The sequence below is a fragment of the Polyangium sp. 6x1 genome, assembly GCF_029946515.1.
In the GTDB taxonomy this organism is placed as follows: domain Bacteria; phylum Myxococcota_A; class Polyangia; order Polyangiales; family Polyangiaceae; genus Polyangium.
The window spans coordinates 44,422-65,235 of the sequence record NZ_JARZHH010000064.1; the positions used below are offsets into that span (position 1 = coordinate 44,422).

At 67.9% G+C, this 20,814-nt stretch carries 23 protein-coding genes and 1 tRNA gene; 12 read left to right on the forward strand and 12 right to left on the reverse strand.

The window, feature by feature from the left end; all coding sequences use genetic code 11:
* Positions 1-19: 19 nt before the first annotated feature.
* Both QHF85_RS39160 and QHF85_RS39165 read left to right on the forward strand, forming a co-directional pair.
* Complete coding sequence (locus tag QHF85_RS39160) at positions 20-445, forward strand: hypothetical protein (RefSeq protein ID WP_281332531.1); 426 nt, start codon at positions 20-22, stop codon at positions 443-445.
* A gap of 82 nt (positions 446-527) precedes the next feature.
* On the forward strand, positions 528-731 hold the full coding sequence (locus QHF85_RS39165) for a hypothetical protein (protein ID WP_281332532.1): 204 nt from the start codon (positions 528-530) through the stop codon (positions 729-731).
* A 3-nt stretch (positions 732-734) separates the two neighbouring features.
* Here the strand turns inward: QHF85_RS39165 and QHF85_RS39170 are convergent, their stop codons facing one another.
* The 6 genes from QHF85_RS39170 to QHF85_RS39195 all read right to left on the reverse strand — a co-directional run bounded on the left by QHF85_RS39170 (position 735) and on the right by QHF85_RS39195 (position 8,284).
* Positions 735-2,339 carry a DUF1501 domain-containing protein gene (locus QHF85_RS39170; protein WP_281332533.1) on the reverse strand — a complete coding sequence of 535 codons (1,605 nt, stop codon included), beginning with the start codon at positions 2,337-2,339 and terminating at the stop codon, positions 735-737.
* A 9-nt stretch (positions 2,340-2,348) separates the two neighbouring features.
* Positions 2,349-3,359 (reverse strand): hypothetical protein, encoded by a 1,011-nt coding sequence (locus tag QHF85_RS39175; RefSeq protein WP_281332534.1) that lies wholly within the window; start codon positions 3,357-3,359, stop codon positions 2,349-2,351.
* 1 nt (position 3,360) lies between these two features.
* Positions 3,361-5,133, reverse strand: coding sequence for a hypothetical protein (locus tag QHF85_RS39180; protein WP_281332535.1), 1,773 nt, complete (start codon positions 5,131-5,133; stop codon positions 3,361-3,363).
* Positions 5,134-5,203: 70 nt separating this feature from the next.
* Positions 5,204-6,328 carry an EB domain-containing protein gene (locus tag QHF85_RS39185; protein ID WP_281332536.1) on the reverse strand — a complete coding sequence of 375 codons (1,125 nt, stop codon included), beginning with the start codon at positions 6,326-6,328 and terminating at the stop codon, positions 5,204-5,206.
* Between the two features lie 13 nt (positions 6,329-6,341).
* Positions 6,342-7,313 carry an SUMF1/EgtB/PvdO family nonheme iron enzyme gene (locus tag QHF85_RS39190; RefSeq protein ID WP_281332537.1) on the reverse strand — a complete coding sequence of 324 codons (972 nt, stop codon included), beginning with the start codon at positions 7,311-7,313 and terminating at the stop codon, positions 6,342-6,344.
* A complete protein-coding gene (locus tag QHF85_RS39195) occupies positions 7,310-8,284 on the reverse strand; it encodes a hypothetical protein (protein WP_281332538.1) in 975 nt (324 codons plus the stop codon). Before QHF85_RS39195 ends, QHF85_RS39190 begins: the two co-directional genes overlap by 4 nt.
* 255 nt (positions 8,285-8,539) lie before the next feature.
* Here QHF85_RS39195 and QHF85_RS39200 point away from each other — a divergent pair, with 255 nt between their 5' ends.
* The 6 genes from QHF85_RS39200 (at position 8,540) to QHF85_RS39225 (ending at position 12,201) form a co-directional block, all read left to right on the forward strand.
* On the forward strand, positions 8,540-8,794 hold the full coding sequence (locus QHF85_RS39200) for a hypothetical protein (RefSeq protein ID WP_281332539.1): 255 nt from the start codon (positions 8,540-8,542) through the stop codon (positions 8,792-8,794).
* A 106-nt stretch (positions 8,795-8,900) separates the two neighbouring features.
* Positions 8,901-9,755, forward strand: a complete 855-nt coding sequence (locus QHF85_RS39205; RefSeq protein WP_281332540.1) for a DUF692 domain-containing protein — start codon at positions 8,901-8,903, stop codon at positions 9,753-9,755.
* Entirely contained in the window at positions 9,745-10,587 is an 843-nt protein-coding gene (locus tag QHF85_RS39210) for a putative DNA-binding domain-containing protein (RefSeq protein ID WP_281332541.1), read from the forward strand. Before QHF85_RS39205 ends, QHF85_RS39210 begins: the two co-directional genes overlap by 11 nt.
* A 59-nt stretch (positions 10,588-10,646) precedes the next feature.
* Positions 10,647-11,081, forward strand: a complete 435-nt coding sequence (locus QHF85_RS39215) for a secondary thiamine-phosphate synthase enzyme YjbQ (protein WP_281332542.1) — start codon at positions 10,647-10,649, stop codon at positions 11,079-11,081.
* Positions 11,078-11,497: a hypothetical protein gene (locus QHF85_RS39220; protein ID WP_281332543.1), complete on the forward strand. Its 420-nt coding sequence runs from the start codon at positions 11,078-11,080 to the stop codon at positions 11,495-11,497. The genes QHF85_RS39215 and QHF85_RS39220 overlap by 4 nt, the downstream gene beginning before the upstream one ends.
* Positions 11,494-12,201 (forward strand): lysophospholipid acyltransferase family protein, encoded by a 708-nt coding sequence (locus QHF85_RS39225; RefSeq protein WP_281332544.1) that lies wholly within the window; start codon positions 11,494-11,496, stop codon positions 12,199-12,201. The genes QHF85_RS39220 and QHF85_RS39225 overlap by 4 nt, the downstream gene beginning before the upstream one ends.
* A 117-nt stretch (positions 12,202-12,318) precedes the next feature.
* Here QHF85_RS39225 and QHF85_RS39230 read toward each other — a convergent pair whose 3' ends face one another.
* Positions 12,319-13,257: an SGNH/GDSL hydrolase family protein gene (locus QHF85_RS39230; protein ID WP_281332545.1), complete on the reverse strand. Its 939-nt coding sequence runs from the start codon at positions 13,255-13,257 to the stop codon at positions 12,319-12,321.
* Between the two features lie 96 nt (positions 13,258-13,353).
* Here QHF85_RS39230 and QHF85_RS39235 point away from each other — a divergent pair, with 96 nt between their 5' ends.
* Positions 13,354-14,790, forward strand: coding sequence for a site-2 protease family protein (locus QHF85_RS39235; protein WP_281332546.1), 1,437 nt, complete (start codon positions 13,354-13,356; stop codon positions 14,788-14,790).
* Between the two features lie 442 nt (positions 14,791-15,232).
* Here the strand turns inward: QHF85_RS39235 and dut are convergent, their stop codons facing one another.
* Entirely contained in the window at positions 15,233-15,688 is a 456-nt protein-coding gene (gene dut / locus QHF85_RS39240) for a dUTP diphosphatase (RefSeq protein ID WP_281332547.1), read from the reverse strand.
* Positions 15,685-16,464 carry a S1 RNA-binding domain-containing protein gene (locus tag QHF85_RS39245; protein ID WP_281332548.1) on the reverse strand — a complete coding sequence of 260 codons (780 nt, stop codon included), beginning with the start codon at positions 16,462-16,464 and terminating at the stop codon, positions 15,685-15,687. Before QHF85_RS39245 ends, dut begins: the two co-directional genes overlap by 4 nt.
* A gap of 234 nt (positions 16,465-16,698) precedes the next feature.
* Here QHF85_RS39245 and QHF85_RS39250 point away from each other — a divergent pair.
* Positions 16,699-16,774, forward strand: a tRNA-Lys gene (locus QHF85_RS39250).
* 123 nt (positions 16,775-16,897) lie between these two features.
* Here the strand turns inward: QHF85_RS39250 and QHF85_RS39255 are convergent.
* Both QHF85_RS39255 and QHF85_RS39260 read right to left on the reverse strand, forming a co-directional pair.
* A complete protein-coding gene (locus QHF85_RS39255) occupies positions 16,898-17,038 on the reverse strand; it encodes a hypothetical protein (protein ID WP_281332549.1) in 141 nt (46 codons plus the stop codon).
* Between the two features lie 35 nt (positions 17,039-17,073).
* A complete protein-coding gene (locus QHF85_RS39260; protein ID WP_281332550.1) occupies positions 17,074-18,045 on the reverse strand; it encodes a site-specific integrase in 972 nt (323 codons plus the stop codon).
* Positions 18,046-18,466: 421 nt separating this feature from the next.
* Here QHF85_RS39260 and QHF85_RS39265 point away from each other — a divergent pair, with 421 nt between their 5' ends.
* Entirely contained in the window at positions 18,467-18,883 is a 417-nt protein-coding gene (locus QHF85_RS39265) for a hypothetical protein (protein WP_281332551.1), read from the forward strand.
* A gap of 709 nt (positions 18,884-19,592) precedes the next feature.
* Entirely contained in the window at positions 19,593-20,108 is a 516-nt protein-coding gene (locus QHF85_RS39270; protein WP_281332552.1) for a hypothetical protein, read from the forward strand.
* Between the two features lie 372 nt (positions 20,109-20,480).
* Here the strand turns inward: QHF85_RS39270 and QHF85_RS39275 are convergent, their stop codons facing one another.
* Positions 20,481-20,666, reverse strand: a complete 186-nt coding sequence (locus QHF85_RS39275; RefSeq protein ID WP_281332553.1) for a hypothetical protein — start codon at positions 20,664-20,666, stop codon at positions 20,481-20,483.
* Positions 20,667-20,814: the final 148 nt, after the last annotated feature.

Sequence of the window (20,814 nt, forward strand, 5' to 3'; positions counted from 1 at the left end):
TCGTTTTAACGTGGCGCCCGTGGGAAAACCCGAGGATCGAGGTGGGGGAGAGACGGAGCGCGGCGGATCGGGTTTGCGATCCGCTGCGAGCCTTCTCTTTACGGTGGCGCTGCTCGCGGCGACGGGCGCGGCGCTTTACAACGTGTATGGCGTGAGCGTCGAGGTCGAGGCGCTCGCGTCGGAGGCCGCTTGCCAGGGACAGGGGCCCTCGTGCAAGGCGCAATTCACGTTCTGGGAGCGCTCGCCGATCGCGCACACGTTCGCGATGCAGACCCCGAAGGGCAATCACCCCGTGGTCTGCCAACGCGCGTACATCCTCGCAGGCGCGTGGAGCTGCAAGGGCAAGGACGGAGCAGCGACCGCAGAGCCGAGCACGAGCGCCGCGGCGACGGCGTCAGCCTCGGCCTCCGCGAAAGCGCAACCGGCAAAAGCGTCAGGGAAGTAACGAATACAGAACATTGCCGGGGATTCTTGGATATCCTTCCGGCCATGCGCAAGCATACACTTCTCGCGGGCGCGCTCGTCGCGTGCTCCTCCTCTTCCAATACCCCAGAGCCGAGCGGCTTCGGTGGAATCGGCGGCGCCGGCGGCGGAAGCTCGTCTCCGGGCGGCGGGGGCAGCGTGAATCTCGCCGGTTCCGCTACATCGCGCAATACAACGTGTTCGTGCTGGTGAACCGCGCCGACGAGAACGTGTTCTTCTACAAGCACACGGCCGGCTGCGGGCCGTGACGGTCAAACGAGGAGCGCGCCCTCGAATTCGCCGTAGCCGCCGGGAATGAAGAAGTCCTTGCCCGGCTGGAGGCCGAAGGCGCGGATCACCGTGGCCGCGATGTCCTGCGACGTCGGCGGCCGCGTCACCTTGTCGCCCGACTCCTCGAGGATGTTGACCGGCGCGCCGAGCGGCGAGCCTTGCGCCGTCTCGTCATACCCTCCGAGCATTTGATTGCCCTTCACGCTCCCGCCGACCAGGATGCCGCACGTGGCCGGGTGATGATCGGTCCCGTCGAGTGGGCTCCGCGCGAACGTGCGCCCGAAATCGCTGTAGATGTAGACCAGCGTCTCGTCGAGCAGCGAGCCCTGCCCCGTGGACGAGGGCGTCAATTGCATCTCGTTGAGCATCTGCCCGATGGCCTCGAACGCGATGCGGAGGTGGCTCGTCTGCGCGCGCGCGCCGCCCGAGTAATGCACGTCGAACCCGGTGTTCGCGATGCTGGTCGCTCGTAGCGTCACGCTGGTCACGAGGTTCGACTTGAGCAGGCGCAAGGCGAAATCGAACGAGCCTGTCGAGCGCACGCCCCCGCAGACGTCGGCAACGCCGATGCACGGGGTCTGAAACGGCCCGCTCGAATAAAGCGGGTCGGCCTGCAAGAACTCGAACCCTTTCGTCTGATCGAGCACGGAGAGCACGTCCCGCGCCACGGTCTTGCTGAGGCCCGCGTACGTGTCGTGGAGCTGCCGATAAAGGTCGTCCGTCCCCTTCGTCGAAAGGCCCTTTCGTTCGCGGATCGCATCGAGCACCGCACGATCGGTGATCGTGAGCGGCAGCGTCTCGCCGGTCGGCGTACCGTCGAACGCCATTCCCTCGACGTCGGTCCGGGTGCGCAGGCCGTCCCACGCGCTGTTCCGGCGGTCCGAGATCGTCGATTCGACGAGCGCCAGGCTCGTGAGCCTGTACGGCGTGGCGAGCGAGGGAAGGCCGAGCGCCGACGGGGCGGTGCCCCCGAGCGTCGCATTCGGGACGGGTCTGTCCGGGAAGAACGACGACATGTAATTCGCGATCACGGCCTGCACGCTCGGCGATCGAAAGGAGGCGCCGGCGACGCCCGACATGCTCGCGATGATGCCGCTCGCGTGGGACGCCGTGCCCTGATCGGCGCCGACGAGCACGCACGTACGCTCATACAGCTTGTACTTCGGGTCGACCCACGAATACCCCCACGGGCGATAGTTCTGCGCGCCGCCGGAGAGAGGATTCGAGCCCGCGGTATCGGCGGGGTTCGCGTCGTTCCAGGACACCGGGCCGCGGAGCTTGCGGGTCGGGTTCGTCGAGGCGAGGTCAGGGGCCGTCCCGTCGAAGTTCCGCACCTGCTCCTTCGAATACCCCAGCGGGTGTACGCCGCCGTCGGGCGCCTGGATGTATTTGTCGATGCCTGCGCCCGTGAGCGGGGTGAAGAAATGCTCCCAGTTGCACCCGCCGTCGAGCCAGATGCAAAGGAGTTTTGTCGGCCCGTTCGGAGGCGGCGCGGCGGACGCGCTCCGCACGGCGAAGCGGCCGAGGAGCGCGAGCTGGGAGGCGCCGAGGGCGGCGAGGAGGAGTTTTCTGCGGCTCGTTTTCATCGGTGCCTCTCAGTAAAAGATCCAGTCGGGGTGGCGAATGAAATAGGAGCACGTGCCGATGTACGCATTTCGCGCGTCCTTCTCCATTTCGAGGGGGACGAACACCGTGGAGAACACGCGGTCGACGTCCGCGTCGGTCGCGTCCACGGCGTGGAAATGCAGGTACCAGGCGCGGAGGACGGCCTTCACGCTCGCGGCGTCGGCGCTACCTGTCTGGACCGAGGCGCCGGCCGGAAGGAGCGCCGTGTTCCCGGCCTTGTCGAGCGCGAGCGCGCACCAGCGCTGCGAGACCTGCGTGATCGTGCCGAGGAAGCTCGGGGAGATGGAGCCGTCGGCCTTGAGCTGGTTCGGCGCCGAGCCGCCGCCGAGCGCGGCGAACCGCTCGACGGGCAGGTTCTCGTAAGGCGCCGGGATCGAATCCGGCGACGTGAAGGGATACAGGTCGTCGTTCTGGTTGGTCTTGTGGGGGATGTCGAACGAGGAGGCGGGTAAGTAAAAGTCCTCGTCCGAGAGGCCGAGCTGCTGGTAGAGGGCGCGCCCGACGTCGTCGGCGGAGAGCCGCGTGACGCGGCGGGCCTCGATGGAAGGCTGCGGATCGGCTGTCCGGGATTCGAGGGCCGTCACCCATTGGCGGATCTGGGCCATGGTCATCTTCGTGGATCCGCTCGCCGCGATCTCGACGAACGGCGGCCCCGCGATGGGCATTTGCTTGAACGCGCGCGTCCCCTTCCCTTCGAGGAGGCGAATGAGCTCGCTCTCGTCGGGTTTGCCCGGGACGACCTCCGCGGCGTTGTAGACGACGAGGGCTTCGAAGGCCTCGATCGACGCGAAATACCCGCGCGCCCCGGTCGTGTGGCATCCCTGGCAGGACGGCGCGAGCGCGTCGAACACGGCCTGATTTTGCGCCCGCTCCTCGGGCGTCGGCCCGCCGCAGGTGCTGCCTTCGTCGCCTTCGCAGCTCGCGGCGCCGAGGGCGACGACGAAGGGGGTGACGATCTTGAAAAGAATTCGCTTTCGCATGTCACTGCCCCCTGCGGAACGACGTGGACTGCGTGAGAGATTTGATGAAGGGCCGCACGAGCCGGCCATTCGATACGAACGAGGCCGTGAGTGTGTCGAGGTACCCGTTCTCCGTCGCCGGATCGATGTCGCGGCCGACCACGCGCTCGTGCACGCGGCGCACGACGCATCGATCGAAGGCCCCGGCGGCGACGATGATCTTCGCGAAGCCGAGAGGCCCCACGGTCCCGTCGCCGGTCTGTCCGAGCAGGGTGAGCTCCGGCGGCAGGAAATCGAGGAACAGCGCGTAGGGATTGGCGTTCGCCTCCTCCTCGGTGGCGGGCGTGAGCAGCGAGCCCGGGTTGTACCACTTGTTCCACTGGGCAAAGGGCTCCCGCTCGTACGGATACGCTCCCGTACGCCACACCGGATCCCATTGCCAGGTGCCGACGCCGGGCATGTAGTACTGCGCGCCCCAGCCCTCCATCGCCGAGCCGGTCTTCCCATAGCGCTTGAAATGGAGCGCCGCGGTGTCGATCCGCGCATGGCAATGCTGACAAGGCCCTTCACGGCCGGGGTCGGTCTCGTACCGGTTGAACTCGATGTCCCCGCCCGGCGGCAAGATCAGCTCGCAGGCGAGCGCCTCCAGCGCCCGCGCCGCGCGGAGGCGCTCGCGCGGATACGTGTCGAGGAAGCCGAGCGACGTGAGCATGCCGGCCGAGGGAAAACCCTTCGACATGCCCGGATCCTTGCGCGGGTCGAACGTGTAGTTGCGCTCCTTCAGGAAAAACGCGTTTCGCGCCGAGATCGCATACTCGCGCCACGCCTTCGGATCCTTCGCCTCGTGGCGCGGATCCACGGCCGCGCCCTCAAAACTCGCCGGGTTCCACCAGCTCTCGTCGTCGAGCACGTCGAGCGCGCCGCCGGCGAGGGATTGGTTCACGTGGGCCGCCTGGACCTCGGTCGGACCGACGGAGTAATCCGACAGGATGAGATCGGTCGCGGGCCGATCATGCCATACGATGTGCGCGAACAGGCGCGCGGGCTCCTCGGCGAGCAGCCGCCGCTGGCCGTCGGGGTTGCCGGCGAGGAACACGGCCCAGCCGGGATACGTGCCCGGATCGTGCCAGCAGCTCACGGCATTCTTGCCGCACCCGCACGTGCCCTCGGCCCGCGCATTGCATTCGATGTCGACCGGCGCGCCGTTCGGGTTGATCTGGCCGCTGTTCGTGGTGTTCGCCGCGCTCCCGACGAGCGTCACCGTCGTCCCCGGCGCCCACCAGGGCTCGACCGTGGTCTTCGCAGCGCCCGCGCCGCACGCCGTGTCCGCATTGACGAAACTGTCGCGCACATAGTAGAGCGCGCCCTCGTTCGCCGTCCCCGGCTTGCACGCCGTCAGCACGCGCTGCTGCTTGGGCCCGTACTCGGGGGCGTCGGCCGTGTTCGGGATGAGCGGGATGTTGAACCACTTGCGCGCGAACTCGAACGTGACGTCGTAAAACCGCGGGTCTTCGAGCGCCTCGTCGATGAAATCTTCGACGTACGCGAATTGCTCCTCGGGCGTGGCCCGGGCGAGCAATTCCTGCATTCGTTCGTCGGTCGGGGGCACGCCGAGCAGGGCGATGCTGGCGCGCCGGAGCAGGCGGAGCGGGGTGAGCTCGTCCTCGGGCTCCTCGCGCGCGGGCGTGACGCCGCCGCCTTCGACCATGCAATCGGCGTTCGACGAGGAGGAAGCCGGATCCCCCTGGGAGCACGCGACGAGCGCGACCCCGAAAAGGAACGTGTACCTTCGCATGTTGCGGCGCAGCATACGGGCGGCGCGGGCACTGGAGCAAAAAACCCGTGTCGAACCCCGCAGGGCTCGCTCACTCGCCTGGAAGGAATCGCGGCGCGCGGAGGAGCGTGCTCGTCGTCGTACCGTCGCTCGAGGGCCGGACGGTCACGTAATACACGCAGGACGCGTCGATCGTGAGCTGGTTGATGGCATCCGGCGACGTGAAGAGCTCCACCGCCTCGCCCCCGGTCTTGGGGATACGGTTCATGCTCCGCGCCTTGCCGCTGGCCCAGTACAGGTAGTCCCCGTCCTGCGCCATTCCGGAGGCGAGGTCATTGTTGAAGCCGTCGGAAGACCACTCCAGGAGGGTCTTCGCCTCGCTGCCGTCCTTCCGGGCACGCACCATGCGGTCGGAGCTCGTGCCATCACTCAAAAATTCTTGATCGATCCAGAAGAGGAACATCGAATCGGCAACGAAATGCGTGGTGGCGGCGCCCTCGATGAGGAGGAGCGCGCCGCCCTCCTTCGGCGTCGCGTGAAAGCCCGGAATCGACCAGAGCCCGCTGGCCGACCAGTACAGCTTGTTATCGTCCGCGATCATACGCGGCACCATGTCTGGCGTGAGCTCCTCGTCCTTGGCCAGGGTATCGGGCGTACCGCCCGACGTCGAGACGCGCCGCACGGCTTGATCGGCCGGATCGATCCAGTACACGAATGACGCGTCCGCCGCGATCGACATCGATCCCTCCTGGTTCGCCGCGAGGAGGCTCGCCCCGCTCCCGTCCTTCGAGGCGCGCATGATCTGTTTGCCGTCCATGAAATAAAGCGCGCTCGCGTCCGCGACGAGGGACTCGGTCCAGCTCGACGAAGGGACGACCGTCTCGATCGCCCCGCCCGCCTTGGGCAAGCGCAGCACCGCGCCGGTCGCACCGTAATGGGTGAAGTAGACGTGATCGCCGTCGGCGAGCAGGCCCGAGAGCCGCTCGGGCCCGCTGACGAGGACGACCGGCGCCTCACCGGGCTTGCAGAGCGGGGCCACGCAGACGCCCGCATTGCATTGTCCGCCGGCGCAACACGCCGCCGAGGTGCGGCATGCCTCGCCCACGGCCGCGCAGACGTCCTCGCTCCGCTTGCTCTCCGGCAGATCCGTCCGCGCCCCGCAACCGGCCCCGACAAACGCCATGGCGAGCGCCGCCACCACCTTCCGCTCGTTCATGAAAGCTCCTACGCTAAAGATCTTTGCAGCATCGAACCCCGGTCGAATAATCGAAGTAATCGAACGGATGGGCCCGCACCATGGAGGCGCAACCGTCCTTCTTCGACCGGGCGTAAAACCCGCCGACGAACGTGCCCTCCGGATCGTCGATCCACTCGTCGATGTTGCCGACCATGTCGGCAATGCCGTCGCCCTCCCACCGGCTCGTGCAGGCCCGCGTCTCGCCCGTTCGGCGCAGGAGCGGCTTGTCCCCGGCCTTCACCGTGTTGAGCCGCGGATCGCTGTGACCGATGCTCGGATTGCCGTGGAGCAGCCCCGCGGGGTGCGCCTCGCGGAAAATGTTGCACTTGCCCTGATCGTATTTGTCGCCATAAGGAAAATCGCGATCGTCCTCGCCCCGGCAGGCCGTCTGCCACTCGGAGAGCGAGCAGAGCCGCTTGCCGGCGTTCTTGCAAGCGAGCGTGGCGAGCGGCCCCGTGAGGTAGCCCTGGGGGACGCGGTTTTTCCTGGAGACCGCCTTCGGCTCGAAGTTGCGCTGCGATTGCCAAAGCGGCAGCGGCGGCAGCTCGAGCCCGCGCGCCTCGGCGGGCCCCACGGCGAGGCGCTCCTGCTCCCAGAGCTTCTGGATCGAGAGCGCCTGCTTGCGGGAGGGCACGTAATACGGCGATAGATCCTGCCCCGTCTCCGCGTCGACGAGGCTCGCCTCGTACCGGTCGACGCAATAACTCTTTTTCACGCGCACCATCTCCGGCGGACACGTGGGCGCCGCCGGTTCGACGACCGCAAAATCGTCCGGCCGCTCGGGAAGCGCCGCGGGGGCGGAAGCGGACGCGGGAGCGGAAGCGGGAGCGGAAGCGGAAGCCGGAGCGGGAGCGGAGGCAGAGGCGGACGCGGAGGCGGCGCCGGGCGCGGCTTCGGGCTTTTCGTCGTCGCAGGCCATGACGAACATCGAGCCGAGCAGGATGATTCGGGGAAACGATTTCATTGAAATGCATGCCCCCACGGGTCGCGGCCCGAGGGCTCCGGGCAGAGGTAACGTCGGACCACGATCCAGTGGTGCATCGGATAGAGGACCGTGTCTTCCTTCATCGACAAACCCATCCGGCTCGTCTGCGCGCCGGGGAACGGCTTCTTCGGGTAGAACGGCACGATCCCGGAGAGCGCCTCGTACTCGTCCGCGAGCCCGAGCAGATGCCCCACCTCGTGCGCGATCACCGGCAAGGACCAGCCGCTCCGCAGCGACCAGAAATAAGGCGTCCGCCCGCACGTCGTCGACAGAGGCAACGTGAGATCGACCGGCGCGCCCTCCCGCGCGGCCTGGTCATGCGGCAAAAAGGTGAAATCGTACCGGATTGGCAATCCAAAGCGCTCGGCGTCGCGGTTCCAGTACCGCTCCGCCTCCTCGGACCAGCGCGCGAGCAGCGCCTCCATGTTGCGCCGCGTCCCCGCCGCCCGGAACTCCCCCGACGCAGGACAAGCCTCCGTCGTGTTCGATCGCGAAAACGGGACGCCTCGGCACACGACCTCCCCCTCGTACCGCTCTTTCCCGTCGCAATCCGCGAGCTCCAGCGTCCCGCCCTCCCGCGGCAGGACCACCGCGAACGTCGCCGCCACCTCCCAGCGCCCCGGCGCGCCCCCGCGCGACCGCACCCGCCGAACCTGGTAATGCATCGGTCCGAAGAAAAACCGATAATGTGGCATCGCCCCGCGAATCGTGCGCTCCCCTTCTTCCACATCGCCAAAAAAGACTTCCCGCGGCGACGGCGCGCACGTGTAAGCGTCCTCGGCGAGGGTCGTCGCGAGCACGTCCCGAAAGGTCGCGCGCGTCTCGGCGCTGAGGTCCGGCGTCATCGATTCGAGCTCGCGCGCGACGTCGTCGCTCGGCAAAAATCGCGCATCGAAGCGCGACGCGGCACATCCAGAAGCACCGATCGCGCCGAGGACGACGAGCGCCACGACGCGCGCAGGCTTCCGCCCCGGCCTTCCGGCGCTTTTCCTTGCTTCACCCCTTCCCATCGGGCTACCAACATGGGCCCAGCAGGCGCTGCTCGGCAATCCGGATCCGGACGACGGGCACGCACGTAGGTGGGAAACCCCGGCACCCCGGGGGGAGACGATCATGGCGGGGGGAGGTTTCGCACGAAGCGCTCGAAATCGCGACTTCCCCGGGGTGACGGCACGTAGAAGACACGCTTGGAACGGAGATTGACCATGAACATGAACAAGATGATGGCGACGCTGGCGGTGGGCGGGATGATCGCGGGCCTCGCGGCGTGTGGCGGCAGCCAGGCGCAGCCCGAGAACGCCGACAGCAAGGCGGGGGCCGAGGCCGGCACGGAGGCCAAGTGCAGCGGCGCCAAGGAAGGCGGCGAGCACAAGTGCTCCGGCGGCAAGTGCAGCGGGTCGAAGGAAGCCGCGCCGGCCGACGGCGCCGCCGCGCCCGCCCCGGCCGACGCGCCGAAGTGATTCGAGCGGCCCCCCGCGCCGCTCGAGCCCGAAGGGCCGCCGCTTCCACCTCGGGTGGCGCGCGCGGCCCTTCGTTTTCAAAGTCCTCCCCCCGGAGACCCCCGCGATGACCGCACCCGACCCCATGCGCCTCGGCCTCCCCGACCTCGGGATCGGCGTGGGCCTGCGCCTGCCGCACTACGAGGAGATCTTCGAAACACGGCCGAAGGTCGACTGGTTCGAGATCATCAGCGAAAACTTCCTCGTGCCCGGCGGCGCGCCGCTCGCGAACCTCGAACGCGCCCTGGCCCACTACCCCGTGATCCAGCACGGCGTCTCGCTCTCGATCGGCGGCACGACCCCGATCGACTTCGACTTCCTCCGCAGCCTGCGCGCCCTCATCCGCCGGACGAAGTCCCCCTGGGTGAGCGACCACCTCTGCTGGACCGGCACCGCGACCGTGAACACCCACGATCTTCTGCCCCTGCCCTACACCGCGGAGGTCGTCCGTCACGTCGCCGCCCGCGCGCGCATCGTGCAGGACACGCTGGAAGTGCCGCTCGCGCTGGAAAACGTGTCGAGCTACCTCACGTACACGTCGAGCGACATGACGGAGTGGGATTTCGTCAAGGCCGTCGTCGAGGAAGCGAACTGCGGCGTCCTGCTCGACGTCAACAACATCTACGTCTCCTCGGAGAACCACGGCTTCGACCCGCGTACGTACGTCGACGCGATCCCGGCCGAGCGCGTCGTGCAGATCCACCTCGCCGGCCACACGAACTACGGCGACTACATCATCGACACGCACTCGGGCCCGGTGATCGATCCGGTCTGGGAGCTCTACCGCCGCGCGATCCGCCGCGTCGGGCCCGTCTCCACGCTGATCGAGTGGGACGAGGACATCCCCCCGCTCGCCACGCTGCTCGCCGAGGCCGAGAGAGCGCGCGTCGTCCGCGAGGAGGTTCTCTCCCATGCGAAATGATCTCGCCTCGGTGCAAGCGTTCCTCGCGAGCGTGATCCCCAATCGCGCAGCTGCGACGGGCGATCCGGCCCTCGCCGAGACCGCCGCGCGGTTCGTCACGGGAAACGCGCGCCTCACGCCGGCCGCGCAGGTCGACATCTACCGCCGCCAGTTCTGGTACCGCCACCGCGAGGTCCTGCGCGACGATTTTTCCGCGCTCGCGCGCCTGCTCGGCGACCCGAAGATGGACGCCTTCTGCCGCGACTTCCTCGACGCCCATCCGCCCGCGCACGCCCCCTTCCGCAAGATGCTCGAGCCCGTGCCGCACTTCGCCGCGACCTGGCCCGGCTTCGAGACGGACGCCGCGCGCACGTTCGCCGCGGACATGGCGCGCTACGAGATCGCGCTCCTCGACGTGCGCGCCGCGGCCGACGCGCCGCCGCTCGATCCGCAGAAGCTCGCGAGCCTGCCCGAGGACGCCTGGGAGCGCGCGCGCATCGTGCTGCATCCGGCGGTCCAGCGGCTCGCGTTCTCCTACCCCGTGCACCGCATCCGCAAGGCGTGGCTCGTCGCGGGCGAGCCCGCGATCGTCCCCGAAACGCCCTCGCCCGCGCACATCGCGCTCTACCGCAGCCGCGAGCTCGTCACGCACTTCGAAGAGCTCGAGCCCGAAGCCTTCACGTTGCTCTCGCTCCTCGCCGAGGGCGCGGCGCTCGTGCCCGCGCTGGGTCGCCTCGCCGAACCCTTGCCCGAGGAGCGGCAGGAGCACATCGCAGCGAGCGTCGGGCGCTGGTTCCAGCAGTGGACGACCCTCGGCATCGTGGTCGACGTCGAGCTTCCTTCATCTTCGTAGTTGCAGAGAACCCCGACCATCGGACACCGTAGGATCCACGTACGGGGGGCAACGTGCCGATGAGGGAGAGCGTCCACCAGAAGACCCTCGACATCCGCACCCGCGGTCGAGGTCTCTACGACGTCACGAGCGCCGTCGCAGCCGTGCTCGACGACGCCAGCATCACGATCGGCCTCTGCTCGCTCTTCCTCCAGCACACCTCGGCGAGCCTCGTCGTGCAGGAAAACGCCGACCCGGCCGTGCTCCGCGATCTCGATCGATGGATGGCGCGCGTCGCGCCCGACGGCGCCGGCTACGAGCACGACGCCGAAGGCCCGGACGACATGCCCGCGCACATCCGCGCAGCCATCACCAGCACGAGCCTCACGATCCCGATCACCGCGGGCAAACTCGCGCTCGGGACCTGGCAAGCGATCTACGTCTGGGAACACCGAACGAGCCCTCATACGAGGCGCCTCGTGATCACCCTCCTCGGCACATCCGGAAGCCCATGAACGCACGCACTTCGATCTTCGCCCGCGCCCTCCTCGTCCTTCCTTTGCCCATCGCGCTCGCCGCGGCGCTCGTCTCCGCGTGCGCCGGCAGCCTCCCCGGCAGCCTCGAAGAAGGCCGCTTCGCCACGTGCGAGACGAACGACGACTGCGCCCAGCGCGACGCCGGGACCGAGGCCGGAATCTGCTGGAACCTCCGCTGCGTGCAGTGCCGCTACGACACCGACTGCGCCGCCGGCTCGTACTGCGCCGACAACCTCTGCAAGACGCTCGATCCGAAGCCCGCCGAGGAGAAAGATCCGACGGACGAGAACGCAAAGAACATCGACGAGTGCATCAAGGCATGCGCGGACAAGGAGTGCGTCGACACGTGCAACGCGCGCTTCCCCGACGCAAAGAAGAAGCGGAGGGGCCGATGACGCTCGTCCAGACGGCCAAGGGCCTCCTCGACACGGCGCGCATCAGCGTGCCCACGGTGTTCGACGCAGCGACCGGGCGCCTCCACGCAGACGCATGCGACGAGCGGCTCGCATGGTGGTCGAGGAAGCTCTTCGCCGACGCAGAGATCAGCCTCGTCGTGCGCGGGCGCGAGCACCTCGGCGACGGCGAAGAGACGTTCATCGTGATGTCGAACCACCAGAGCCTCTACGACATCCCAGCCCTCTACCGCGCGATCCCGGATCGCCGTCTCCGCATGGTGGCGAAAGCAGAGCTCTTCGACGTCCCCGTCTGGGGCCGCGCCATGAAGGCCGCAGGCTTCATCCGCGTCGAGCGCGGCAACCGCACGCAAGCCGTCTCCGCGCTACGCACGTCGAGCAGCCACCTGGAGCCTGGATCGCTCCTGTGGATCGCCCCCGAGGGGACACGCAGCCCGACCGGGATCGTGGGCCCGTTCAAGAGCGGAGGGTTTCACATGGCGCTCGAGACCGGCCACCGCATCCTGCCCGTGGCGATCGACGGCACCCGCGACGTGCTGCCCGCGCGCGGGACGATCGTGCGCAAGGGCAAACGCGTGGTCGTGACGATCCTGCCGCCGATCGATCCGAACGCGTACGGCAAGGATCACCGCAAGGAGCTCATGGCCGCCGTGCACGACGCGATCGTCGAGGCGATGAGTCGGTAGCGTGGCGCCGGGGTTTCACCCCGGACCCGACGAGGGGTTGTCCACCCCTCGACCCGGACCAGGGCAAGCCCTGGACCTCTGGTGCATCGACCGCGGTGCGGTCGATGCAAGCGAGATCTAAGGCGTCGTTTGCGCCGTTTTTTGCGGGCTCGGGCGGGGGCTCGTGGGGGTTTTCTCCGGGCGCAGGCGCCAAGGGTTGACGGCGTGCCTCCCCGATCCCTTGGGCAAGGCCTCGCCGTCCTTGGGCGCAGGCGCGCGCTCGGCGAGCAGCCACTTGAAGAACGCATCGGCCCAAGCCGTGCCGCCGGGCGCGTCGGGGTGAATCCCATCCGCCTGGCGGGAGATCGGCCCAGCGAGCGCGTCGGAGTCGTAGAAGCGGCACGGCGAGGTGTGCTTGCGAAACACCTCGATGATGCCGGTGTCCTTGCGCCAGAGCGGCGGCGAGACCCACACGCACGGCCTGTCGCCGACGATCTTGACCAGCCGCTCGACCGCATCCGCGCGCGCCGCAGGATCCGTCAACGTGACCTCGTTCGCGCCGAGGTTGATGATCACGAGATCAGGGTGGTAGTCGCCGACGAGCTTCGCGAGCTTCAAGTGCCAGCTCGTGGTGTACGAAGCCTGCTCGGAGCGGACCTCGTAGAGCGCGCCGACAGCCTTCATCTTGGGCCGCAAAGCCTGGGAAAATCCGGCCATCAGGAACGAGTCGCCGATGTGCAGGACGACAGAGCGCGGCTCGAGCGGCAGCGCCGCGTCAGGTTTGACCTCGCTCGCCGAGCCTGCCGACGTCACAGACGCAGGAGCAGCCGTCTCCGCTCCGGAAGCAGGCGTCGCCGCAGTGGCCTCGCCAGGAGCCCCGGCGGGGGGCATGGAAGGCTTCGGTCGGGCCGTATCCTCGCGGCCCGCCCGGTGCCCATCACCGTCGACAGCGCCCTGCACGTGCGTGGCGCCGGCGGGCGTGCCAGGCTGCGCCCTCGGAGGCGCGGCGGAGGCGCACGCGCCGACGAGGTAGAGAAGCGTGGGCGCGAGGAGCGTAGTGAAGCTCGAAGAGCGCATCGGAGGTCCCAGGGCTCCGCACTCTAAGGCACACTTCGTCCGCGCCGCAAAGAATCGGCCCGCCTCGGGCGGGCGTGCACGAGGATATTCGAGGGCATGAATTTCAGGCTGTTCGGCATCGACGTCGAGGTCCAGGCGAGCTTCTGGTTCACCACGGTGCTGCTCGGCATCAACTTCGTGGACCTGTCGCGCGGGCCCGCCGGCCTCTTGCCGCTCGCCGTCTGGGCGCTCGTCGTGCTCGTGAGCGTCCTCGTCCACGAGCTCGGCCACGCCCTGGCGATCCGGCGGCACCGCATCCAGCCAGAGATCACGCTCTACATGATGGGCGGCGTGACCCGCTGGCAGCAGCTCCTCCCGCTCCGGCGCATCGATCACATCCTCATCAGCCTGGCCGGTCCCTTCGCAGGGTTCGCCTTCGCCAGCCTGTTCTTCGGGCTCGACTTTTGGCTCGAGCACCACGCGCCCGCCCGCATCGTGGCGCGGATCCCCTCGATCGCGCGCTTCGCGGTCGACGCCCTCATCTACGTCAACCTGCGCTGGGGCCTCATCAACCTGCTGCCCGTCCTGCCGCTCGACGGCGGGCACGTGCTCGAGCAAGCACTCGGCCCGCGGCGCGTGCGGCTCGTGGCGGGCATCTCGATGCTGGCGGGGTTCGCCGTGGTGCTCTACGCCCTGAACGACAAGCCGAGGAACCTCTTCCTGGCCATCATGTTCGGCATGCTCGCATTCCAGAGCCTGCGGCGGCTGCAAACGCTCGGGCCCGGCGACGCCGAGGAGGATCCGCGGCCGCACGCGCCGGCGCCAGACGTGGAGCCCGCGCTCTCGGGCGAGCTGCTCTCGCTCCTGCTCCGCGCCCGGCAGGCCGTCGCGGACGAGGACGTCAGCCGCGCGCGAAACCTCGTCCAGGAAATCTTCTCCTACGAGCAGCGGACAGGCGAGCCGCTCCCGCCGCGCGGACGCCGCGAGGCGTTCGAGGTGCTCGGCTGGGTCGCGCTGGTCGGAAACCACGTCGACGAAGCAGCCCAGCGCGTGGCCGAGGCGCGCAAGCTCGGCGAGGTCGATCCAGCACTCGTGGGCGCGGTTCATTTCGCCAAACGAGAGCTCAGCGCAGCACGACGCGTGCTCGAAGCAGCACGCGCGGCCGGCGACGATCGCAAGGAAATCGTCGGCCCGCTCGTGCAGATCCTCCTCGAGCAAGGCGAGGTCGCGCGAGCCGCGGCGATCGCCTACGACATCGTCGACTCGCTCAGCGAGGACGACGCGCGCAGGATGGCAAAGCTCGCGTTCGACGGTCGCGCATTCGACTGGTCGGCGCGGCTCTCCGAGGCCGTCTTCGAGCGTCAAAAGAGCGCCGAGGACGCCTACGAGGCAGCCCGCGCGCACGCACAAGACGGCGCCTACGAGCGCGCACTCGACATGCTGCGCAAGGCCGTCGAGGCCGGCTTCAGCGACCGAGGCCGCGTCTGGTCGGACAAGGCGCTCGAAGCGCTGCGGGCACGAAGCGGGCTCGAAGCGGTCGTCCCGCGCCCGTGAGCGCTGGTCTTTTTTGAGCCGCCGCGCCGGGGCGCCGCCCCGGACCCCGCGGGGGCTGTTCGCCCCTCGACCCGAACCAGGGCCAGCCCTGGACCTCAGGGCATCGACTGCGCGAAGCGCAGTCGATGCGGGGAAAGTTTTTCAAGCTGTCCGCCCCCTCTCTGCAAGGCCAGCCCTGGACCTTTCGTGGAAGAACTGCGCTGCGCGCAGTTCTTCCAACAGGCCGGTGGAACCGCCCCGCCAACTGAACCAGCCGCGCTGCCGTCTCGCTTGGCAAGATCGCCTGTGGTCTTGACCTGGCCGTTCGATGAACTGCGCATCGCGCAGTTCATCGACCCCGAGTCCAGCGCTTGCGCTGGTCCGGGTGCAGGGGCGGACAGCCCCTGCTGGGGCCTGGGGCGAAGCCCCAGCGAAACGCCCTCCCGACGAAACGGCGCTTCTCTCACTGCCCTGTCGAACCGTACCCGCCGGTGCCGCGCGACGTCTCGTCGAGCGATTCCACGACGACGAGCTCGGCGCGCGCCACGGGACAGATCACGAGTTGCGCGACGCGCTCCCCGCGCCGCACGACGAACGGTGCGTCGCCGTGGTTGACGAGCAGCACCTTGAGCTCGCCGCGATAATCTGGATCGATCGTTCCGGGCGCGTTGAGCACGGTGATCCCGTGCTTCAGTGCGAGCCCGGAGCGTGGCCTCACCTGCCCCTCGTACCCTTCGGGGATGGCGACCTGCACGCCTGTCGGCACGAGCTTGCGCTCCCCGGGCGCGATCGACACGTCCTCGACCACCGCGGCGCACAGATCGAGGCCCACGGCGCCGGCGGATTGGTACGCCGGCAGCGGCACGTCTGGGCCGCCCACGCGCACGCACTCGATGCGCACGGATCCTTGGCCTGTCACTTCTTCTTCTTCGACAGCAGATCCCCGAGCGTCCCGAACCCGCGCGGCTCGGGCTTCTTCGGGCCGCCTTGCGGCGCCTTCTTGCCGTCGGCCTTGGGTTTGTCCGACCCTGCCTCGGCTGCTTCGGCGCTGCCCGTGTCCTTGAACTTCTCGAACGAGCTGCGTTCCTCGTCGCGCGCGACCGCGGTGATCGACAGGCGGATCTTGCCTTCCTGATCGATGTTCACGATCTTCGTGTCGACCTCCTGGCCCACGGTGAAGTGCTTCTTCAGGTCTGCGCCGCGCGGCGTGCCGGTCTCCACGGTGGGGATGAGGCCGCGGCCGTTGCGCCCTTGCGTGCCTGCGATCTGCACGAACACGCCGTACCGCTCGACGCCGGTGACGCTGCCCTTGACGCGCGCGCCCTCGACGAGGACGGGGGCTTGTCCCTTGGCGCCGAGGCCGATGGAGGTGGTGAGTGCATCGCCTTCGGCGTTGCGGATGAAGAGGGGGCTCAGGCGGACCTGACCGGTGCCGCGGTCGATGGCGGCGACGGTGGCGCTGACCTTGTTGCCGACGGCGACGAGCAGCTTGCCGTCGGGATCGGTGAGGTCGATCCGTTCGAAAAAGCCTTCTTGCTTGCCGCCGAGGTCTGCGAAGACGGCGTTCTGGGCGACGACGACGATGGTCACTTCGAGCTTGTCGCCCACGTGAAAGCGGCGTCGCTCCTGGCGACCACCGCCTGCTTGCTCGAACAGGGCCCCGAAGGACTCCGACGTTTCCCGGCGCTCGGACATGGTGGACCGCCTCTTAGCGCGGCTCGGTCAGGAAGGCGAGGGAACGGATGCGGAGGCGAAAGCGGCGGCGGGGGCGACGGTGGGGGCGGAGGTGGGGGCGGGGTTGTGGGAGCGGAGTCGGAGGCGGGAGAGGGTGGACGGACGGAGGGAGCGTTTCCTGCTTGTCGCAGACGGGTCGGATCGTGCTAGGGTGCGCCCGCGATGCGCCGGAGGGAGACCCCGCCGGAACGTCCAGGGTCGATAGCTCAGTCGGTAGAGCTGCGGGCTTTTAACCCGTAGGTCCAGGGTTCGAGTCCCTGTCGACCCACCAAGCGAAATTGTTGAGGATTTTGCTTCTTCGAGGAGCCGCCTCAACCGCCCTTCTCGGACCCCGTTGCCACGCTGTTACCACGATGGGCGGGGAGGCCGATCGTGAGCGCGAGGTCCGGGTGGCTCAGCTCGCCTTCCCGGGGGTCGTTTCCACGTCGTTACCACGACGGGCGAGCAGGCTAATCGTCGCCTTGAGGTCCTTGCGGACCATGTGCGCGTACCTCTGCGTGGTCGCCAGGTGCAGGTGCCCGGCGAGAGCTTGCACGGCGGGTGCGGATGCTCCGCCGCGGAAGAGCTCGGTCACGAAGAAGTGACGGAGGTCGTGGAAACGGAAGCCCGACAGGCCGGCTTTCCGCTGGGCGCGGCGGAACGCCTGAAGGAGGCCGGACTCGCCCCAGGGCTTGCCGTGCGCCGTCGTGGAGACGAGCGCGTGGGGAGCACGGGGCCGGCTTCGTGGAGGAGGTCGAGGAGCGGCTCCGCGATCGGGACCTCTCGCTCGTGACCGGACTTCGGGGTCGACGTGACGCCCTTGCACGTCGAGTGGCGCACGATGATGACGCCTGCTTCGGCATCGAGGTCGACTCCGCGCAGCGCCCTCACCTCCCCTGCCCTCAGCCCCGCGAACGCGGCGAGGCCGAAGGCGAGCCGCCACGGCTTCGGAGAAGCCGCCAGGATCGCCTCGACCTGTGACCTCGTGAGCGGGAGCAGTGCCTTCTTCCCCTTCTTCGGCAGGTCGGGGAGCTTCGGCATCGCGGGCAGCTTGCTCGCGTCGACGGCTGCCCGGAGGACCGAGCGGATGACGATCTGCACGTTGCGTCGACGCGACGGCGAGAGCTCTTCCTTCACGAGCTCTGCATCGAGGGAGGACGCGAACGAGAAGTCGATCGTGTCGAGGCTGCGGTCCTTCCATTTGGGCAGCAACCTCTTCGTGAGGATCTCCTCGTACCCCTGCCGCGTGCTGGGCTTCAGCTTCGTGAGGGCCTTGCCTTCGCGGAAGAGGGTGACGGCGTCCCCGAACGTGAAGCGCTGCTCCCGCTCCGGGGTCTCCGCCTCCGCGGGTGTGGACGCTTCCTTCGGCTCGGCTTGCTCCGTGGGGAGCTCGCCGAACTGCGCGAGGTGGGCCAGGAGCCGTCGCTCCTCGGCCCGCGCCGCTGCGACCGTCTGCACCTGCGCGTCCCTTCGATAACGGCCTTTCGAGCCGTCGGGCTTGCGATAGACGATATCAATGATCAACCGCGGCTTTCCCTGCCGCTGGGTTTTGCGCACCGTCATGACCAGCTTCCTTTCTGGCCATTCCGGGCACTTTCGCGAGGCGACGACTGTAGCACGAGCCTCGCGCTGACGGGACCACCCCAGGCCGAGGAAAACCGGACCCTCCACAACCGGCCGAACTTGCGCGCCTGGACGCCGTCGACGCTGGCTTCGGTGCCCCCATCTTCGGCGCGCGTGGCGCGGCGCTCGAGCGTCTTCCGCAACGCAGCCGCGTTCATCCCGAGGAATGCTGCGGCTCGTGCGAGGGACACCCATCGCATGGTTGATCGTTCGCTGTTGCCCTGGCTTCCAGACATGGCCGGTGCTCCTTTCGTGCGTGATGGTCCTCCGTGGGGCGGCGGTGGCAGGGGATCGAGCTCGGGTGGAGCGATCCGCCGGCCTTTGCGCCGCAATGTCTCGTCAAATCTAGCTATGGGACATCGTGGCGCCAGAGGAATTTGCAAACAAAACGAAGGTTTATGTACGCGCGATCGATTCCTCGCAATCGCTGCGGCAAGCTCGCTCCACGCCCTTGATTCACTGCGGTCGCGATCCGCTCACGCCCGCTCATGCAACCGCTTTTCACCTGGTGGCGAGGTCGATGTCCACGAACCTCCTTGTTTCATCGCTCCTCGATCCGCTCAAGCCCGCTCGCAGAACCGCTTTCTTGCTCGTCGTGACGAGCGACGTGCAGAAGAGGCTGTTTCACGGCTCTGGACCCGTGTCTGAGCGGCCGCGCGAGCGGGAAATCGGCCGGGATTTGAAGGGCGCCGAGCAGCGCGCAGCTGAGACGCTGCGAGCGTGGACGCGCCGTCCCTCAAATCGAGACGAAGCAGTGCGGATTTCCATCACGGCCTGAAGGGCGCTCAGGGCCCTGGCGGTGGCAGAAGCCATGCGGAAAGGGCTTGCTACGTAGAGGATCCCCAAACTCGACCCTTCAAAACTAGGGGGCAGGACCCGCTCATGCCCGCTCACGCAACCGCTTTTTCGCTCGCGTCCGACGTCGAGCACGCTCTTCGGAGCCCACCGGCGCGAGCTGGTTGTCCCGAACGCCCATCGAGGCACGTTTCACGGCGGTCCACTTCACCAAAGTTTGCCCGACGTGCGCCAGGGTGCTCCCGCTGCCGACGCGAAAGTGCCGAGCATGAGCGGAGAATCCGCGAGGCCACCTCTTGTTTCAAAGGGTCTCCGATCGAGATCGTCCGCAAATCGATCCGCTTTTCGCACGACGAGAGGGGGGCTTTCTTTGATCCACCCCAGCAACCCCGTCGAGCCCGCCTCGAGCGCCCTCCGAGCCTCCGCAAGGGGGCCTTCACCCACCGTCGAGCTCGTCGATCAGTACGACAAAGCACGAGCCGCTCCCGAGCCGGTGGCTCGAGCCGCTCGCGGGACCGGCGACCCGGTGGCTCGGAGCGGCTCGCGAGCGGATCCGAGCGGCCTTTTCCCGCAGATTTGGGTTTGTCTACCTGCAGCAATGCGCGGTTCACCGTGACTGCAACTGCGTCACGGCTTTGACCCCATCCGGATCATCCCCTTACAATGCTGACGCTCTCGGCTGAGGTGTCCTCATGCAGCGATGGATCATGCAGCGGGCGAAGTGGCGGAAGGATGGGCGCCTCGTCGTCAAGATCTCCGCGTGGCTTGAAGCGGAGGTGTACGAGCTGTTCCTCCGGGATGTCCCCGAGGAGCGGATACGCAGCTTCGTGATCACCGAGGCGATCCGAAGGCTGCTCGCCGACCCGGCGTTGCTCGAGGAGGTGCTCGAGGCCGTGGCCGCGCGACGGGCGCAGCCTCCGAAGAACGAGCCGGCGACGAAGAAGAGCGGTGCGACGAAGAAGGGCGCCGCAACGAAGAGCAAGAGGAGCTCCACGGCGCCGAAGGTCGCGACCACGAAGGGCCCGCCCTCGAAGAAGCAGGCTCCGGAGGCGAAGCCGTCATCAATCCGTCGCTCGCCGCCACCGCCCAAAGCTCCGTCGATTGCACCCCCACCGAGCGCGCCGAGGTCCCGGAAGTCGACCTCCACGCCCACCGTCCCGCCCGGATCCATCCCGAGCACCCGACGCGGACCGCGATCGCGTCGCTGAGACGATTCCACGGATTTGGGGCGCAAGTCCCCGATCGCCAAGTCGCTGAATCTATGGCGTAATTCACTAGCGCGTGGATGGATAGGCGCCCAGGCGCCTGGGCGACCGGAAAGCGAACTGTTGATTTCTGCTTGCGCATTGGCCTCGACGATCTCATGCCTCAATGAGGCCCATGAAAAACAAAAACGAGCCCGGAGAGCTCGCGCAGGATTCGTCTGCCGAGCAGGATCCAGGGGGACACCCTCTCTTTTCTCGTCCGGAGACCGAAGCCGGTCCGGCCCCTCGCCGTCTCGACACCGCCAAGGCATTCCGAGGATCCGACCTGCGGAGCTGGGAGCAGATCATCGAGCTGTTCGGCGGTGACAGCCACTATCAGCTCGTCGCTTTCTGTGGGAAGACGTATCGGTTCGGGCCGGATCGTTGGGCGAAGAAGGGCACCGTAGCGAAACCCAAGAGCGCCACCGCGAAGAGGAGCCCGCACTCGAAGAAGCGGTCCTCGAAGGCGAAGCCGTCATCAATCCGTCGCACGCCGCCACCGCCCAAGAAGTCGCCCTCCACGCCCACCGCCCCTCCCGGCTCTGTCAAGCGACAGTAACTTCTGACCCCCTAACGACAGTAAAACTGACCCCCTCCCTGCGCATCGACTCCAGGTCTCACTTCGCGGGAGAGACGCTCCCGCTGAGCAGTCCCGCCTTCTTCTTCTGCT

Bases quoted from the DNA above. Each gene is read 5' to 3' on its own strand.
- QHF85_RS39215 (WP_281332542.1), top strand. From the start codon at position 10,647: ATGAGGGAGAGCGTCCACCAGAAGACCCTCGACATCCGCACCCGCGGT.
- QHF85_RS39270 (WP_281332552.1), top strand. From the start codon at position 19,593: ATGCAGCGATGGATCATGCAGCGGGCGAAGTGGCGGAAGGATGGGCGC.
- QHF85_RS39260 (WP_281332550.1), bottom strand. From the start codon at position 18,045: ATGACGGTGCGCAAAACCCAGCGGCAGGGAAAGCCGCGGTTGATCATT.
- QHF85_RS39210 (WP_281332541.1), top strand. From the start codon at position 9,745: ATGCGAAATGATCTCGCCTCGGTGCAAGCGTTCCTCGCGAGCGTGATC.
- QHF85_RS39235 (WP_281332546.1), top strand. From the start codon at position 13,354: ATGAATTTCAGGCTGTTCGGCATCGACGTCGAGGTCCAGGCGAGCTTC.
- QHF85_RS39245 (WP_281332548.1), bottom strand. From the start codon at position 16,464: ATGTCCGAGCGCCGGGAAACGTCGGAGTCCTTCGGGGCCCTGTTCGAG.
- QHF85_RS39200 (WP_281332539.1), top strand. From the start codon at position 8,540: ATGAACATGAACAAGATGATGGCGACGCTGGCGGTGGGCGGGATGATC.
- QHF85_RS39190 (WP_281332537.1), bottom strand. From the start codon at position 7,313: ATGAAATCGTTTCCCCGAATCATCCTGCTCGGCTCGATGTTCGTCATG.
- QHF85_RS39205 (WP_281332540.1), top strand. From the start codon at position 8,901: ATGACCGCACCCGACCCCATGCGCCTCGGCCTCCCCGACCTCGGGATC.
- QHF85_RS39230 (WP_281332545.1), bottom strand. From the start codon at position 13,257: ATGCGCTCTTCGAGCTTCACTACGCTCCTCGCGCCCACGCTTCTCTAC.
- QHF85_RS39170 (WP_281332533.1), bottom strand. From the start codon at position 2,339: ATGAAAACGAGCCGCAGAAAACTCCTCCTCGCCGCCCTCGGCGCCTCC.
- QHF85_RS39220 (WP_281332543.1), top strand. From the start codon at position 11,078: ATGAACGCACGCACTTCGATCTTCGCCCGCGCCCTCCTCGTCCTTCCT.
- QHF85_RS39225 (WP_281332544.1), top strand. From the start codon at position 11,494: ATGACGCTCGTCCAGACGGCCAAGGGCCTCCTCGACACGGCGCGCATC.
- QHF85_RS39175 (WP_281332534.1), bottom strand. From the start codon at position 3,359: ATGCGAAAGCGAATTCTTTTCAAGATCGTCACCCCCTTCGTCGTCGCC.
- QHF85_RS39185 (WP_281332536.1), bottom strand. From the start codon at position 6,328: ATGAACGAGCGGAAGGTGGTGGCGGCGCTCGCCATGGCGTTTGTCGGG.
- QHF85_RS39180 (WP_281332535.1), bottom strand. From the start codon at position 5,133: ATGCGAAGGTACACGTTCCTTTTCGGGGTCGCGCTCGTCGCGTGCTCC.